Here is a 16,166-nt window from a genome sequence, read left to right as displayed (position 1 = left end):
CCGCACGGCAACGCCCCGCGGGAGGCCCAATGTCAAACAGACGGTACCTTACGCCTCGGACTTCTTGGCATAGATAAACCAGTAGCCGAGCGCGACCAGAACCGCGCCGCCCACGATGTTGCCCAGCGTGGCGGCGGACAGGTTAAATGCAATGCCCGCAGCGTTGAGCGCATCGGCGCCGGCGACCTTGGCACCGTAGCCGCATGCATGCATCACGGCGCCCATGGGCAAAAAGTACATGTTGGCGACGCAGTGCTCAAAACCGCAGGCCACAAAGGCGGCGATGGGCAGCAAAATGCCCACGACCTTATCGACCACGGTCTTGCCGGCGGTACCGATCCAAACAGCCAGGCACACAAAGATGTTGCACAGGATGCCGCGGAAGAAGATCGTCACCCAGTCGATCGTCACCTTGCCGGCGGCGACGCTCACCATGGAATTGGCGACCGCCTCGCCGTTGAGCTTGTAAATGCCGGCCATGTACACCAAAAAGACGATGAATAGAGCACCGACAAAATTGCCGACCCACACGACGACCCAGGCCTTAAGCATCTGGACCAAGGTGATCTTTTTGCTCTTGAGCGAGCAGACCATAAGCGAATTGCCGGTAAACAGCTCGGCGCCGCACACCAGCACCAGCACCAGGCCCAGGCAAAAGCACAGGCCGCCCACGACGCGCTGGGCACCCCAGCCCAGCGTGCTGTCGCTCAAAAACACCGTAAAGAACAGGCCACCGAAGGCGATAAACGCACCGGCGAACATTGCCAACAGAAAGGCCTTAGCGACCGGCAGGTTAACCTTGGTCACGCCGGCGGTCTCGGTCTTGGCCTCGATCGCGGCGGGCGCCAGGCAATCGGGAGCGGGGTACTCCACCTTGGAATCTGCCATGTCAATCACTTCTTTCCTATTCAGCAGAGGCAAGCGCTGCTACAGCTCCTGCCCCAAGCGGACAAAGTGGGAAAAGTCGTTGGCGGCCACGGCGTCGTACACGGCGTCGACGGCCTCAAAGACCTCCGGGGACATGGGGTTATAGAACTCCGTATCGCCCGGCTGAATCCCTATGAAGACGATATCTTCGCACGATTGCTCAATCTCTTCGATCAGAATCGATAAGGGAAGCGAATGCGTGGTGAACATCGACTTACGGGCCACATCGCGCTTGTCGAGCAAGCGGATGGACCCGACGGGCAGCGCCATGTCGGCGGCATCGACCAAAACCAGGCGCGGCGGACGCTCGCGCTTGACCTCGATGATGTCATCCTCGGGCGTCTGACCGCCATCGATGGTGTACCAGCCGGCAAGCGGAGCGTCCTCCATCTTTTTGGAGAGCACGGGGCCGGCGGCATCGTCGGCACGCAGCACGCTTCCCGCCGTGAGCACGATACCCGCAAACGGGGCGCCGTTCACACGACCATCCACAACGCGACCCATTATTGCAACCTTCCCGTCAGATACACGCCCGACACATCGCGCACGCGCTCAACCAGATCGCGAAACTTCATTAAGAACGCGACCTGCTGGGCATGCAGGCCAAAGTCGTCATCGAACACCGAGATGCCGGCCTTGGCCGAACCGCGAAAACCGCGCTCGTCGAGCAGCGTGTCGCAGGCCTCGAGCAGCGACGGCACCGCCGCCTTGTCGAGCTGGCACTCGCCAAAAGAGCGGATGGCCTCGAACTTGGTCTTGGCCTCCCCCTCCGGCAGCGCGTCGACGAGCGAATAGAACACGTTCACTGGCACCGACAGGCGCGGCTCAAAGCAGTCGAGCACGCCGGTGTGGTGGCCCACGGCGAGCGTGTAGTACAGCACGTCGCAGGCCTCCTGGGGAACGTCTTCCTCGGTCTCCACAAACTTACGCGTGAGCTCGTAGAAGACCACCTGGTCGGGCGTATGGCCCAGGCAGGGGTCGGCGACGCCCTCGGCGGCCTCGTCGCTTGCGCGCGAGGCATCGCCAAAAGAGCCGCCGAGCATGCCGGGGCCCGCAAAGTAACCAGAGCGGTCCGTGAGCTTCATCTAGCGGCCTCCGGCCAGCACCAGATCCTGCAGCGCCGAGTACACCTCGACGCGGCGCGGATCATCCTGCTTGTCGATGAGCAGCGCCATGGCACCGCGAATATCGCCCTTGGGCGCGCCCTCGAGCGTATCCATAAACTCGTTGGCCAGGTCGCGGCCGTAACGATAGCCGCTCATGGCGCGAGCTTCGCGCTCGATGGCAACGCGCAGCTTGTACGGCACGCCGGGGTGCAGAATATCGGCCTGCTCGCCGGCGGCCTCCACCGTGGTCTCGGCATGGAGCTTTTGGTCCAGCAGGCCAAGTGCCATGGCGAAGCCGTAGATGGTCTGCGCGGGGCTGGGCGGGCAGCCGGGGATGTAGACATCGACCGGCAGAATCTTGTCCGTGCCGCCCCAGACGCAGTAGTTGTCGTAGAAGATGCCGCCGGTGCAGCCGCACGCGCCATAGGACACCACGATCTTGGGATCGGGTGCGGCCTCAAAGGCGCGCAGGGCCGGCATGCGCATGGCACGCGTCACGGCGCCGGTGTACAGCAGCACATCGGCGTGACGGGGCGAGGGCACGACCTTGATGCCAAAGCGTTCGACGTCGAAGACGGGCGTGATGGAACCGAAGATCTCGATCTCGCAGCCGTTGCAGCCGCCGCAGTCAACGCGGTAAACGTACACCGAGCGCTTGATCTTCTTAAGAAGGGTCGCCTTGGCCTTCTCGATGCTCTCGTCGAGCTCGATCTTGGTCGGGCGGTACTGGAGCCGCTCGGGCAAAAGCGTGGGTTCGGCCATGGTTACTCCTCCTTCGTTTCAAAATCCATGATGATGCCCTCGACCGGTGCAGGACCGGCGGGAATCTCGGGCGCATCGGGGTTGAGCTCGCGGTCGATATACTCCGGGTTCACGCCGTGGCCGCCCAGATACTCCATGCCGGGGCCCTGGGGCTCACCGGACGCAAGCGTTTCGTTGGCAGCCATGCCAGCAGCGTTGCCGGTCTTTACGGCCGAGGCGGCACGCAGGGCGTCGAGCTCGCGCTTGCACTCCTGGCACATACCGACGGTGCGGGCGGCCTGCTCGGCCTCCATGCCGCCGGCCTTTTGCAGCAGGCGCTTGGCGTAGTCGATCTCCTTGTGCGGGGCAAACGGCTTGCCGCAACGAGAGCAGTGCTCGAGCGTATAGACGCTCTTGCTGGTGAGGTCGTCCTTGCTCATGACGGCCAGCTCAAACTCCTCGGTGAGCTTGATGGCCTCCATGGGGCAGGCTTCCTCGCAACGGCCGCAGAAGATGCAGCGACCGTAGTCGATCGACCAGGTGATGGTATCGGCCGCAAGGTCGGTGTCCATGCGGATGGCATCGGCCGGGCACGCCACGCCGCAGGCACCGCAGGCGATGCAGAGCTCGGCGTTGTGCTCGGGCTTGCCGCGCATGTCCTTGTTGGTGGGGAACGGCGCAAACGGGTACTTGACCGTCGCATCGCCGGCCTTGGCGTTAACCTTCCAAAGCTTCAGCATATTAGAGCGCCTCCTCATCGAGCGGAGCGGCCATGGTGCCCTCGCCCGCAAGCGGCGACTTGTCGCGCCATACGTTCTCGAACTGCTCCTTGTCGAGCACGTGGTCGCGCTTGGCGGCGACATCGGTCACCGTCACGCGGTCGGTGCAGGAGTAGCACGGGTCGAGCGAACCGACGATCAGCGCCGCGTCGCCCACGGTGTTGCCGCGGAACATATAGCGCAGGACCGGCCAGTTGCTGTACGTGGCGGCCTTGGCGCGCCAGCGGTAGCACTTCTGGTTGTTGCCGAGCATAGCCCAGTGCACGTCCTCGCCGCGCGGCGCCTCGGTGGCGCCGATGGCGTACTTGTGCGGGGTGTACTCCCAATCCGTGGTGAGGATGGGGCCCGACGGGCAGTTCTCGAGCATGGTCTCGATCATGTCGATCGAATCGTAGACCTCCTGGATGCGAACGGCGGTACGGCCGAAGGCATCGCAGGTGTCGGCCGTAGCGGCGTGCATCTTTTGGACGTCCGGATCGGCGTAGCCGTCGAAGGGATGGTCAAAGCGCACGTCGCGGGCATAGCCCGAGCCACGCATGAGCGGGCCGACCGGCGAGAAGTCGCGTGCGATCTTGCGGTCCAGAATGCCGATGCCACTCGTACGCTCAATAAAGTTGGGCGTGGAGAGCAAGACGTCGACGAGCTCCTGAACCTCGGAGCGCAGCTGATGGATGGTCGTGAGCGTGGAGAGCTTCTGCTCGGCCAAAATGTCGCGACGCACGCCGCCGATCACGTTGAGACCGTAGGTCTTGCGGTGACCGGAGAGCTTCTCGGCCAGATCCATGGACTTCTCGCGGACGCGGAAGAACTGCTGGAAGCCGGAGTCGAAGCCCGTGTAGTGCGACGCCAGGCCAATGTTGAGCAGATGCGAGTGCAGACGCTCGACCTCGAGCATGATGGCGCGGATGTACTGGGCGCGCGGCGGGACATGAATGCCCTGGGCGCGCTCGACGGCCTCGGCGTAGGCCACCGAGTGGGCGCAGCCGCAGATGCCGCAGATGCGGTCGGCGAGGAACGTCACGGCGTCATAGTTCAGGCGCGTCTCGGCGACCTTCTCCATACCGCGGTGCACGTAGAACAGACGGTAGTCAGCGTCCACAATCGTCTCGCCCTCAACGAACAGGCGGAAGTGGCCGGGCTCGTCGGAGGTAATGTGCAGCGGGCCCATGGGGACGAGCGTCGTCTCCTTGCCCTTGGTATCGGCCAAGAACTCGTAGTTTTCCATGTCGCTCGCGGGAGCGGGACGGAAACGGTAGTCCATGGAGTCCTTGCGCAGCGGGTACAGGCCGCTGGGCCAGTCATCGGGCAGCACCAGGCGGCGACGATCGGGAAGGCCCTCGGGAATCAGGCCGAACATATCGCGCAGCTCGCGCTCGCCCCACACGCAGGCGGGGACGAACGGCGTCACGGACGGGAACGTCATCTTGGCGGGATCGACCTCGGTGCGCACGGTCACCCAGCCGGGGTCCTCCCCCTCCATGGAGATGACGTAGTACACGGCGTAACGGCCGCACAGACTGCGCTCGTCGTTGCCGATGATCACGGGAATCCAGCCGTAGCGCTCGTAATACAGGTAGTGGACGGCCTCGGGCAGCTTGTCCTGCTTAACGGTAATCGTCAGCTGGTCCTCACACTGCCACTCGACCTTCTCGATGCAGCCCGGAACGGCGCGGCGCAGGGCCTCGACATGGCTCTCGCAGCGACGGGCATACACCTTGTTCTCAGTTTCAATCATTCGTTACTCCACCTCGCTCTGAGCGGTCTCGGTACCGAACACAGCGCGGTACATCGGCGTCGCGTGAAGTTCCTCGGTGCTCTGCTCGAGCACGATGCCGGTCGCGGTCTCCACACCGTGCACGAGGGGCAGCGGGGTGGCGATGCCAAACCACAAGATCATGACAGCCAGGATGATTTCGGGGATAAGCATGAGCGCCGGGGCCTCATGCTTGCCCATGCCCTGGGGCGCATGGCCGAACACCGACTTGAGTGCGATGCGGGTGAGCGCGGAGATGGCCACGGTAAGACCGAGGGCGACCACGACGACCAGCCACATGGGACCGGCGGTAACACCGGCGACAAAAGTCAGGAACTCAGAGATAAACATGCCAAAGGGCGGGAAGGCACCAAGACCGAGCAGCGCCAGGATGGCGAGCGCGGCAGTTGCGGGGGCAACCTCGACGACGCCCTGGATCTTGGCCAGGCTACGCGTGCCAAAGGCGTGCTGGATGTTGCCGGACACGCAGAAGGCAAGCGTCTTGGTAAAGCCGTGGAACACGCAGTGCAGCAGGGCCGCGGCGATACCCAGCGGGCCACCGATACCCAGGCACAGGGCGATAACGCCCACGTTCTCCACAGACGAGTACGCAAAGCGGCGCTTGAGGTCGTCCTGGCGAAACATCGAAAGCGCCGCCACCAAAATGGACAGCGTGCCGACGATCAGCAGCAAAAGTTGCGGATACTCGGCGCCCACGGCCTGGATAGTAAAGCCGTAGAAGCGCATGATCACAAGCATGGCGCACTTAAGCAGCACGCCCGAGAGCAGGGCCGAGACAGGGCTCGGAGCCTGGGAGTGGGCATCGGGCAGCCAAGTATGCATGGGGAACAGGCCGGCCTTGGTGCCAAAGCCGATCACGACAAACGCAAAGGCGAGGCGCATGAGCGTCGGGTCGAACTGGTCGGCATACGGCAGCACGCACGACAGGAATGCGGCCTCGTGGGCGTTGGGAATCACGTCGGCGGCGTTGGCGTAGATCAGCAGCGTACCGAACAGGCCAAAGGCCACGCCGGCGGTGCAGACCATCGCATACTTCCAAGAAGCCTCGAGGGCCGTCTTGTTCTTGTAGATACCCACGAGGAACACGGTGGAAAGCGTGGTTGCCTCCACGGCGGCCCAGGTGAGGATCATGTTGTTGGACAGGCATGCGAGCAGCATGGTGAACACAAACAGGCTAAACAGCGCAAAATACTGCTTGGCGCGCTCGGCGGGCATGGAGCCCTCCTCGATATCGGCCTTTACATAGGGCAGCGAGAACAGCCCCGTAAGAAAACCGATAAAGCCGATGAGCAGCACAAAGATGGCGCCCAGCGAATCGAGGTGGAACCACAGGCCAAGAGCGCTCGCGGTTTCGCCGCTCATAAGGACGTCACCGGCCGTCATAATCGACAGCACCAGCACGGCTGCGACGGAGACCAGGTTGAGACCGGCAAACACGTTATAGGACGTATTCTTGGGCAAAAACGCCATGACCAGCGAGAACACCAAAGGAGTCGCGAGCAGGGCGAGAATCAACGTTTCCATGGACTACCCCCTCAGCTCGGACAGGTCGCGCGCATCGAGCGAGTGGGAGTCGTCCCAAATGCGACGCACGACGATGGACATGATGATGACGGCAAAGATGGCGTCGGTGGCAATACCGATCTCGATGATCTCGGGAGCGGTGGGGGCCAAAAGCGCGAGCGTCACATGGCTGCCGTTTTCCATAAGGCAGTATCCAAAGATCTGCTTCATGATGTTGCGCTGCGAGATGATGCAGGTGAGGCCCACAAAGAAGTGAGCGAAGCTAATAGCGAGCGCAGGCGTTGCGACCTCGGCCGTGGGCAGGCTGATCTGCGTCACGACGGTAAAGCAGATCGCAACCTCGACGGCGATGATGCAAATGGCCCATGCGGGCTTAAGGCCGGCCTTGAGCGATGCGTCGCTCGGCTCGCCCATCTTCTTGTATGCGCGGTTGAGGATGTAAGGGACCAGGACGACCTTGGTGATAAAGGCAGATCCAGCCCACATAAGCAGCTCCTGCGCGCCGGTAGTGACACCGAGCGTGGCGAGCAGTCCCACGAGCACCAGCGACTGCACCGCATACCAGCTGATGGCGTGCTTGATGTTCTTTGAGACGACCACCATGGTGGACGTGACGATCAGAAGGCCGCCAAGGATGTTGACGATCGAATAACCCATGTCGTTCTACCTCCTAACCGATCCAGCTGGCCGAAAGCGGGCCGCTGACGATAACCATGATGATGAGCACGATGAACACGAACGCCATCGCGCGGGGAAGCGGGGCTCCCGCAGCGACTTCCTCGCTCGGCTCACCGGGCAGGCAATAGCCCATCCACTTGAGGAACCAGGCAAAGGTGGCGACGGTCTCGGCGACCATGATGCACACGAGCACCAGAATCGCGACGTTGCCGGCACCAACGGAAAAGCCGCCGGCGATAATCTGGAACTTCGAGAAGAACGTGTTCATGGGCGGCACGCCGGCAATGGCGAGCGCCGCCACACCAAAGCCCACACCCGAGATCGGGTACTTCTTTACGATGCCGCGAAGCTTGGGCAGCATACGCGTGCCGAGCGTAAAGGAGAACGAACCCGCGATCAGGAAGAACAGGGTCTTGGCGAAGGCGTGGTTAAAGATGTGGCACACGGCACCATCGAAGGCGAGCTGGCTGCCAAAGACCGAAAGGCCCAGACCAAAGAACACATAGGAGAGCTGGGCGATCGTGGAGAAGGCCAGCAGGCGCTTCATGTCCTTTTGCGGCAGGTACATAAGGAAACCAAAGAGCATGGTGACCATGGCGTCGATAATGGCGACCCAGCCCACGATCTCGGGAATCTCGCCGGCAGATACGAGTGCACGCGCGAACACGCACACGCCGACCTTGACCATCGAGGCACCATGCAGGTAGGCCGAAACAGGCGTCGGCGCCTCCATGGCCGAAGGCAGCCACATGTACATGGGGACCTGTGCGGACTTGGCCCAGGCCGCAAACAGCACGAGCAAAAGGACGATAGCCTTGAGCTTGGCGTCGAGGCCGGCAATCGCGGTGATGGCGAAGGTGCCGGTATGGGCAAACACGATGGCGGCGCCCAGATACAGGCCGAGCGCACCGATATGCGTAATGATCAGGGCCTTCATGCCGGCCTTCTTGGCCGTAGGCGACATGTAGTAGCTAATGAGGCCCCAAGAGCACGCACCCGTGATCTCAAAGAACACGAGCTGGCCCAAAAGGGTCGAGCTGTACACAAGGCCGGCCATGGCACCGATGAAGGTCGCGAGGTACGCGTAGAAGCGACGACGCGGCGCATCGGGATGCTCACGGTTATTCTCGCTCATATAGGGAATCGAATAGATCACGACAAGCAGGCCGATACCCACAAAGGCGGGCGCGAGCAGCGTGCTCATGCGATCGAAGGTGAATCCCATGACGAGGGTCTGCCCAAACGAGATCAGGGGGACCTGCGTGTCGGGCATGCCGGCGCCAGCGAAATTCGCGGCGAGGGCGATGGTGCAGACCGTAGAGACGGCGGCACCCAAAACGCTGAACCACTTGGCGTACGGACGGGGGAACAGGGCGACGAGCACCGAGGCCACCATCGGGGCCGCGATAGCGACCAAGCCGAGAAGGGACAGACTGACTGCAAATGACATTGTTTCTCCCTTCTCCTACACGCCGACGACCACGAAGACAAACGCCAGAACGGCGATGCCAACGACGGCCCAGGTCTGATTGCCGAGTACCTTAAAACGCGAGCGCGAGCAGGAGTTCTCGATCACGCCGCATACGACAAAGTCGACCAGGCACTTCACCAGGAAGATGACTGCGCCCAGAACGGCGGCGGCCCCCACGGTCGCGGGCTCGCCCCAGGGGACGAAGATCGCGCAGAACCAGGCGACGACCAGGACCTGTTTCATAGACATGGCAAGCTTGGCCATGGCGAGCGACGGGCCGGAAAGCTCGGCGAGCGGGCCTTCCTGAAGCTCCTGCTCGGCCTCGGCCTGGTCAAACGGCAGCTTGCCGAGCTCCATGTAGCAGGCAATCGCAAAGGCGATGCCGGCGAGGATCACGGCGACCGGCGCGTCGATGGCGCCCGTCATGATGTGCTGACCCATGGTGGCGATGTCGGTGGAACCGCACACCAGGGCGGCGGCAAACAGCGCCAGCAGCATGGACGGCTCGATGAGCACGCTCATGAGCAGCTCGCGAACGCCGCCGATACCGGCGTAGGCGTTGGACGAATCCACACCGCAGAGGGCGAAGAAGAAGCGGGCGAGCGCCAGGCTGTACATGATGGTGATGGCGTCACCAAAGACCGGGATGGGGCTTTTTGCCGTAAAGAGCGGCAGGCCCATCGCGAGCATAAAGGCGACGGCGAAGAACAGCGGCGGCATGATGCGCAGCGCAAAGCTCGCATCCTCGCTCTGGGACTCGGGGCGCGCAAAGAGCTTGGCCAGGTCGCGGTAGTCCTGCATGATGCTGGGGCCGCGACGGTTGTGCATCTTGGCGCGGATCACGCGGCCGAGACCGGAGAAGAACGGTGCGACGGCCATGACGACCACGCCCTGCAGAACGGCAAGTACGATGTTGTTCATGCTCTCCCCTCCTTAACCCATTTGCACGGCGAGCACGAGGAACACCACGAGTGCCGCGACGATGTAGCAGATATAGATGCTGTAGTTGCCGCCCTCGAGCTTAGTCGCGAGGTCGGCGAGCTTCTCGACACCCTTATGCGGGGCATCGACGAGAACCTTGTCGGGTACGGGCTCCACAGCCTCGGCCACACCGGTGAGCTTCTGGAAGAAGTGCGCGATGGACCAGCAGACGGCCGTGCAACGGTCGCGCAGCGTGTAGAGCGGCTGCATAAACCAGGACACCTCGGAGGCAAAGGTCGTGGCCACGACGGGCATATGCTCGTTGGGAGCATAGCCGCATGCCCACGGCTGGGACTTCTGCACCTTGCCGACGGTCTTGAGCTTGCGATAACCGCAGGCAAGACCGACAAGCACCACGAGCGCAATGGCGATCGCGGGCGTGGAGGTGGCAGCGCCGGAGTACTGGTTCATGAGCTCCATGCCCTCGGCGGCAAACACGCCATCGTACGGATGCAGCACGGACGCGGCGACATCGACCAGCACGGGCGCGATCACGGGAGCGCCAATGCCCAGCACGACGCAGATGGCCGCGAGCAGGCCCTGCGCAAACACCATGGGGGCGGGAACCTCCTTGGCATTGGCAGCGGCCTCGGAGCGGGGCGCGGAGGCAAAGGAGACGCCATAGGCCTTGACGAAGCACGTAACAGCCAGCGCGCCGGTAATGGCAAGCGCGACGGCAGCGAACACGGCCACGATCATGACGGCCTTGTCGCCCTGCATGGCGGCATTAAACAGCGACTGGTAGGTAAACCACTCGGACACAAAGCCGTTGAAGGGCGGGATGGCCGAGATGGCAAGCGCGCCAACGAGGAAACAGATGGCCGTTGCCGGCATACGACGGAACAGGCCGCCCATCTTCTCCATATTGCGCGTACCCGTGGAGTACAGCAGCGCACCGGCGCCCAAGAACAGCTCGCCCTTAAACATCGCGTGGTTAAACGTGTGGTAGAGGGCGGCCATCAGGGCCAGGACGGCGATGCCGACAGAGTTGAGCGCCATGGCGGCCATGGAGGCGCCGACGCCGAGCAGAATGATGCCGATGTTCTCGACGGAGTGATAGGCCAGCAGGCGCTTGATGTCATGCTCCTGCAGGGCGAAGGCCACGCCGAGGACCGACGAGATCGCACCGAAGACCATGACCATAAGGCCCCACCAGACCTGAACGCCCGAGGCGGAAAGCAGGTCGAGACCAACCTTGAGGATGCCGAAGATACCGATCTTGATCATGCCGCCGGACATGAGGGCCGACACGTTGGACGGCGCCTCGGGATGTGCCTTGGGCAGCCAGCCGTGCAGCGGGATGATACCGGCCTTGGCGCCAAAGCCAAAGAAGGCGAGCACGAAGCACACGGATGCGACCGCGGGGCTAAACTGCGTGGCGCGGAAATCCGCAAAGGCAAACGAGCCACCGGCGAAGTTGGTCATGGTGAGGAAGCTCGCCATGATGAGCACAAAGCCCACGTGCGCGATCACAAAGTAGAGCCAACCGCCATGGATGGAGTTCTCGTTCTCCTCGATCACGACCAGGAAATACGAGGTCAGCGACATGAGCTCAAAGGCGACCAGGAACCAAAACACGTTGTCGGCGGTGATGACGAGCATCATGGACGCCACGAAGGTGTTAAAGAAGAAGCCGGCGCGGCCCTTTTTGCCCGGGTACTCATCAAAGTAGTTGAGACCGTAGATCGAGCCGGCAAACGCGAGCACCGAGATGAGCGCCACGAACAGGCCGGACAGCTGATTGAGCAGCAGCTGGAAATGGGCAAACGGGAAGAACACGATGGTGTCGACCGACGTGACGTCGCCCAGCACGGCCTGGATACCGGCCACAAACGAAAGCACCGCGGCGACGGCGCCGATAAGGCAGCCGGCGGTCTTGGCGGCGTTATCGGCCTTGATCAGCAGAACCGAGGCGAGCGCACCGATGCACGAGACGGCAAGCGATGCGATAAACAGCGTCATGCTATCCATTGTTTACGCTCCCTTCTGCTTTCTCGGAGAGGCCCTGGGCCACAGCGGCAACGTCGACGACCGGACCGTTTTCGATCGAGCGCAGGCGCTTGGCCTCGTCGAGCTCGCGATCGGCCGCGCCGCCCATGACGGTCAGCGCCTTGGTGGGGCACGCCGCCACACAATGCGGGCCGTCAGGATCAAAGGCGCACAGGTCGCACTTGACAGCGCAGGTGTACTGGCCGGGAGCCCACGTAAGCAGGCTGCTCAGGGACTTAGGATACGAAGGCGTCGGGTCGCACATGCCTGCGACACCGGCGATAGACGTGCCATCGGGATGGATGGCTCCGAAGGGGCACGCGATGGCGCACAGCCTGCACCCGATGCACTCCTGCTCCTTGACGTGGATGCGGTCGCCATCGTGCTCGATGGCATTCACCGGGCAAACCTCGGCGCAGGGGGCACCCTCGCAATGGTGACAGGCAAGGGCGGCCGAAATACCGCCGGTCTTCACGAGCGCCAGGCGCGGCGTATCCTGAAGACCCTGCATCCGGTGGGCGTCGGCACAGGCGGACTGGCATGTTCCGCAGCCGATGCACCTCTCCGGGTTGATGTCGATGAAGCGGTTCATCCCCACTTCCTTTCAAAATAACGGGCCGGGCTCCCGAACGTACGGGACGCCCGGCCCAAAAAGCCAACGAGAACGGGACTACACGATTTGGTTCACGTGCGCCTCGTCGTCGAACTTGGCGGCGCCGGGCTCAACGTCTTGGGGAGCGGCGGCATCCACCAGAGCCTGCTTGAGCTCGGTGTACTGACGCTCGACCTCGCCCTCGGCCCAGACCTGGTCGGCAATGGCGTCGACCTGGCAGGCGGAGAACTTGTCCTCGGGCGTATGCGAGACCGGGTCGACCTTGTGCATGGTCAGCTCGTTGCACTTGCCGATCCACCACTGGTAGGTCATATAGACCGTGCCCTTGTTGATACGGTCGCTCACGTCGGCGCGGCTGTATACCTGGCCGCGGCGGCTGTGAATCGAGACGATGTCGCCGTTCTTGATGCCGCGCGCCTGGGCGTCCGCGGGATTCATGCGGACAAAACCGGGCTCATCGGCAAGCAGCGCCAGCGTCTTGCAGTTGCCGGTCATCGAACGGCAGCTGTAGTGGCCGACCTCGCGGACGGTGCACAGAATGAGCGGGTACTCATCGTCAGGAAGCTCGGAGGGCGCCTCCCAGTCGTGCGCCATCAGGTTGGCGCGGCCGTCCTTGGTGGTGAACTTGCCACCAGCGAACATGTCGGGCGTACCGTGGTCGTTCACATCGGTGCTCTTGACGGGCCACTGGGCGTAGCCGCCCTCGGGAGCCATCTTCTCGTAGGTCGCGCCCACAAAATTGGGGCACAGGCTAATGCACTCGTTCCAGATCTGCTCGGTGTTGTCGTAGTGCATGGGGTAACCCATACGCGTGGACAGGTCCGCGAAGATCTCCCAGTCGTGACGGCACTCGCCCTTGGGCGGAACGGCCGCGTCAAAGTGCTGGAAGCTACGGTCGGATGCGGTAAAGACACCCTCGTGCTCGCCCCAAGAGGTGGCAGGCAGGATGACGTCGGCGAGCATGGTCGTCTGCGTCATAAAGATGTCCTGGCAAATGAACAGATCCAGCTCGGAGAGCGTCTTGCGCATACCGGCCGAATCGGGCTCGGTCTGCACCGGGTCCTCGCCGTAGTTGTAGAAGCAGTGCACCTTGCCCTCGTCGACCAGGTGGCCCAGATCGGTGAGCTTGTAGCCCTCCTCGAGCGGGAGCTTTTCCTCGGGCACGCCCCAAGCTTTGGCAAACTTGGCACGCACTGCGGGGTCAGTGACTTTCTGGTAGCCAGGGTACAGGTTGGGCAGCATGCCCATATCGCAGGAGCCCTGGACGTTATTCTGACCGCGCACGGGCGCGAGGCCGGAATTGGGTTTGCCGATCTGGCCGGCAACGCAGGCGATGGAGGCGATGGTGTGCACCGTCTTCAGGTTCTGCTTCTGCTGGCATACGCCCATGCCCCAGCCAATGATGGCAGAGGGCTTCGCCGTGGCGTACATCTCGGCAGCTTGGTGGATCAACGCGGGCTCGACACCCGTGATGTCCTGTACAGATTCGGGAGTGTAGTTCTTGATGGTCTCCCACCACTCGTCAAAGCCGTTCGTGTGCTCGGCGACGAATTCCTTGTCGTAGAGGCCATCGTTGACCAGACAGTTGGCAAAGGCGTTGAGGAACGCAACGTTGCAACCGTTCTTGATCGGAAGGTAGAGATCGGCGATACGCGCGGTTTCGATATGGCGCGGATCGGCGACGATGATCTTGCAACCCTTTTCTTTGGCTCGCACGATACGCCTTGCGACGATGGGGTGCGAATCGGCAGGGTTATAGCCGAAGAGGAAAATGCAGCCCGCATCCTCCATACCGGGGATGGAGCATGACATGCAACCTGAACCAACCGTGTCCATCAGACCGAGGACAGTAGGGCCGTGTCAAGTACGGGCGCAGTTGTCCACGCTGTGGGTGCCGATGCACGCACGCGTAAACTTCTGCATGACGTAGTTCGCCTCATTGCCGCCGCCTCGCGAAGAGCCGGTAGTCATGACAGCGTTAGGACCATATTCGTCAATTATGGCCTGCATCTTAGATGCGGTGAAATCCAGTGCCTCGTCCCAGCTTACGCGCTCAAGATCCGCGCCCTTAGTGCGGCGGATCATCGGGTGCAGTACGCGAGGAGTCAAGATCTTGGTGTCGTTGATGAAGTCATAGCCGCTCATGCCCTTAAGGCACAGCTCGCTCTGGTTGGTGATGCCGTTGAGCGGTTCGGTACCCACGACCTGGCCGTTTTGGACCAGGAGGTTAAACTGGCAACCGGCGCCGCAATACGGGCAGATCACTTTATGCTTCTCCATGACACCCTCCTTCCTTTCTCTGCTACCGAATACTCGGTACTTATTTGACAATCATTGGGCCTGTCGCCCGACACTTACGCCTCGTTTTCGATGGTGGCGCGGGCACGCTCGGCAGTCAGTTCTGCCAGACGCTCCTCGTCCACCAGGGTGAGGCCCTTGGTCGGACACGCCTCGGCACACGCCGGACCGCCGGGACGGTCCACGCATAGGTCGCACTTGAGCACGAAGCTCTTAGTCTGCGAACCCACGCGAACGTCACCCATCAAGACGGGGACCTGCGTGGTCGCCACGCTCACGGCGCCAAAGGGGCAGGCCATGACGCAGCTCTTGCAGCCGATGCAGTTGTCCTCGTTGACGCCGATACGATGGTTCTTTGGATCAAAGAACAAGGCGCCCGTAGGACAGGCCTTCGCGCACGGAGCATCCTCGCAGTGGTGACATGCCACCGGCGCGGAGATCTCGTAGGTGCGCGTTACGCGCAAGCGAGGTGCGGCGATGTTGCCGGGAATATCGTGTGCCTCGATGCACGCCGCCATACAGGTTTGGCACCCAATGCAGCGTGAAGAATCAGCCACGACTCGTTTATTGCCCATGTTGTTCACTCCCTCCTGAATCCCATGCCGGAGAGACCCTGTCGACGTTGCCCCGGACCGCCCGTGGTCCGGCATCGGCGTATCGAGTGCATGCGGCGAAACAGGCACTTCGATAGAATTCCTCCAACGATATACAGGTTAAATATACGCAGTTGCAGGCGGCAAACTTGAGCATAGGCCCTGCAATACGGGTGTATTGCAGGGGTTTTGGCAGGTTGGAATTATTCTCTAGAAGCTATAAAGGTGAGTGTATTACATGCGTACATCCAAGGGAGATTTCACGCTCGTTTCTGAAGGATGTAGTACGTTTGTAATATCGTTTACACTCAATTACTCTAGTGCAATAAAGTAGTGGTTGTAAGATTGGCTATTATTAGCCGATGTTGTATTTGACTATTCAAATTGCACGCTCATTAAGGGAGGCCAGTGATGTCATCGACTCAAAAACGAGCCATCCTGCAGGTGCGCATTCGCGAGGAAGACAAGCAGCATGCCGAGCGTCTCTACGACGCCATGGGCACATCGCTCGCCGAGGCTGTCCGTCTATTTGTCGCGCAGAGTATTTTGATGCGCAAGCTCCCATTTCAACCGGTCGCCGTGCGCTCCAAGGACGGCACGGCCGCCTATGGACTGCTCAAAGCATACGGGACCCCAATCGCCGCTCCGAGGAGCGCAATGCCTGGATTGAATACCTAGCCACAGAAAGCGAT

At 61.9% G+C, this 16,166-nt stretch carries 15 protein-coding genes and 1 pseudogene; 1 reads left to right on the top strand and 15 read right to left on the bottom strand.

What is annotated here, in order from left to right; all coding sequences use genetic code 11:
• Positions 1-48: 48 nt before the first annotated feature.
• From FGQ67_RS03375 to FGQ67_RS03310, 15 genes and pseudogenes are all read right to left on the bottom strand, one after another.
• On the bottom strand, positions 49-888 hold the full coding sequence (locus FGQ67_RS03375) for a formate/nitrite transporter family protein (protein WP_138340046.1): 840 nt from the start codon (positions 886-888) through the stop codon (positions 49-51).
• Positions 889-927: 39 nt separating this feature from the next.
• A complete protein-coding gene (gene hycI / locus FGQ67_RS03370) occupies positions 928-1,431 on the bottom strand; it encodes a hydrogenase maturation peptidase HycI (RefSeq protein ID WP_138340045.1) in 504 nt (167 codons plus the stop codon).
• Positions 1,431-2,012 (bottom strand): formate hydrogenlyase maturation HycH family protein, encoded by a 582-nt coding sequence (locus tag FGQ67_RS03365; RefSeq protein WP_138340044.1) that lies wholly within the window; start codon positions 2,010-2,012, stop codon positions 1,431-1,433. Before FGQ67_RS03365 ends, hycI begins: the two co-directional genes overlap by 1 nt.
• On the bottom strand, positions 2,013-2,795 hold the full coding sequence (locus FGQ67_RS03360; RefSeq protein ID WP_022095195.1) for an NADH-quinone oxidoreductase subunit B family protein: 783 nt from the start codon (positions 2,793-2,795) through the stop codon (positions 2,013-2,015).
• Positions 2,796-2,797: 2 nt separating this feature from the next.
• Positions 2,798-3,514: a formate hydrogenlyase complex iron-sulfur subunit gene (locus tag FGQ67_RS03355; protein WP_070097519.1), complete on the bottom strand. Its 717-nt coding sequence runs from the start codon at positions 3,512-3,514 to the stop codon at positions 2,798-2,800.
• Position 3,515: 1 nt separating this feature from the next.
• Positions 3,516-5,288: a hydrogenase large subunit gene (locus tag FGQ67_RS03350; protein ID WP_022095197.1), complete on the bottom strand. Its 1,773-nt coding sequence runs from the start codon at positions 5,286-5,288 to the stop codon at positions 3,516-3,518.
• 3 nt (positions 5,289-5,291) lie between these two features.
• The gene (locus FGQ67_RS03345; RefSeq protein ID WP_138340042.1) at positions 5,292-6,851 is read right to left on the bottom strand and encodes a hydrogenase 4 subunit F; all 1,560 of its coding nucleotides are present in this window, start codon (positions 6,849-6,851) and stop codon (positions 5,292-5,294) included.
• 3 nt (positions 6,852-6,854) lie between these two features.
• Positions 6,855-7,508 carry a hydrogenase 4 membrane subunit gene (hyfE, locus tag FGQ67_RS03340; RefSeq protein WP_138340040.1) on the bottom strand — a complete coding sequence of 218 codons (654 nt, stop codon included), beginning with the start codon at positions 7,506-7,508 and terminating at the stop codon, positions 6,855-6,857.
• 13 nt (positions 7,509-7,521) lie between these two features.
• A complete protein-coding gene (locus tag FGQ67_RS03335) occupies positions 7,522-8,979 on the bottom strand; it encodes a hydrogenase 4 subunit D (RefSeq protein ID WP_138340038.1) in 1,458 nt (485 codons plus the stop codon).
• A gap of 15 nt (positions 8,980-8,994) precedes the next feature.
• The gene (locus FGQ67_RS03330) at positions 8,995-9,921 is read right to left on the bottom strand and encodes a respiratory chain complex I subunit 1 family protein (protein ID WP_138340037.1); all 927 of its coding nucleotides are present in this window, start codon (positions 9,919-9,921) and stop codon (positions 8,995-8,997) included.
• A gap of 12 nt (positions 9,922-9,933) precedes the next feature.
• Positions 9,934-11,952: a hydrogenase 4 subunit B gene (gene hyfB, locus FGQ67_RS03325; RefSeq protein ID WP_138340035.1), complete on the bottom strand. Its 2,019-nt coding sequence runs from the start codon at positions 11,950-11,952 to the stop codon at positions 9,934-9,936.
• Positions 11,945-12,562: a 4Fe-4S dicluster domain-containing protein gene (locus tag FGQ67_RS03320; RefSeq protein WP_138340033.1), complete on the bottom strand. Its 618-nt coding sequence runs from the start codon at positions 12,560-12,562 to the stop codon at positions 11,945-11,947. Before FGQ67_RS03320 ends, hyfB begins: the two co-directional genes overlap by 8 nt.
• Positions 12,563-12,640: 78 nt before the next feature.
• Positions 12,641-14,728, bottom strand: coding sequence for a formate dehydrogenase subunit alpha (fdhF, locus tag FGQ67_RS03315; protein ID WP_465038301.1), 2,088 nt, complete (start codon positions 14,726-14,728; stop codon positions 12,641-12,643).
• A pseudogene (locus tag FGQ67_RS10415) lies at positions 14,714-14,863 on the bottom strand (hypothetical protein); the annotation flags it as partial. The pseudogene FGQ67_RS10415 and the gene fdhF, both read right to left, overlap by 15 nt.
• Before the next feature lie 74 nt (positions 14,864-14,937).
• Positions 14,938-15,456: a 4Fe-4S dicluster domain-containing protein gene (locus FGQ67_RS03310; RefSeq protein ID WP_022095206.1), complete on the bottom strand. Its 519-nt coding sequence runs from the start codon at positions 15,454-15,456 to the stop codon at positions 14,938-14,940.
• Between the two features lie 429 nt (positions 15,457-15,885).
• Between FGQ67_RS03310 and FGQ67_RS03305 the strand changes: the two genes are divergently transcribed.
• On the top strand, positions 15,886-16,152 hold the full coding sequence (locus FGQ67_RS03305; RefSeq protein ID WP_138340029.1) for a type II toxin-antitoxin system RelB/DinJ family antitoxin: 267 nt from the start codon (positions 15,886-15,888) through the stop codon (positions 16,150-16,152).
• Positions 16,153-16,166: the final 14 nt, after the last annotated feature.

The sequence above is a fragment of the Collinsella aerofaciens genome (genome assembly GCF_005845035.1).
GTDB classification, from domain to species: domain Bacteria; phylum Actinomycetota; class Coriobacteriia; order Coriobacteriales; family Coriobacteriaceae; genus Collinsella; species Collinsella aerofaciens_I.
This window is presented reverse-complemented; position numbering and strand designations above follow the sequence as displayed.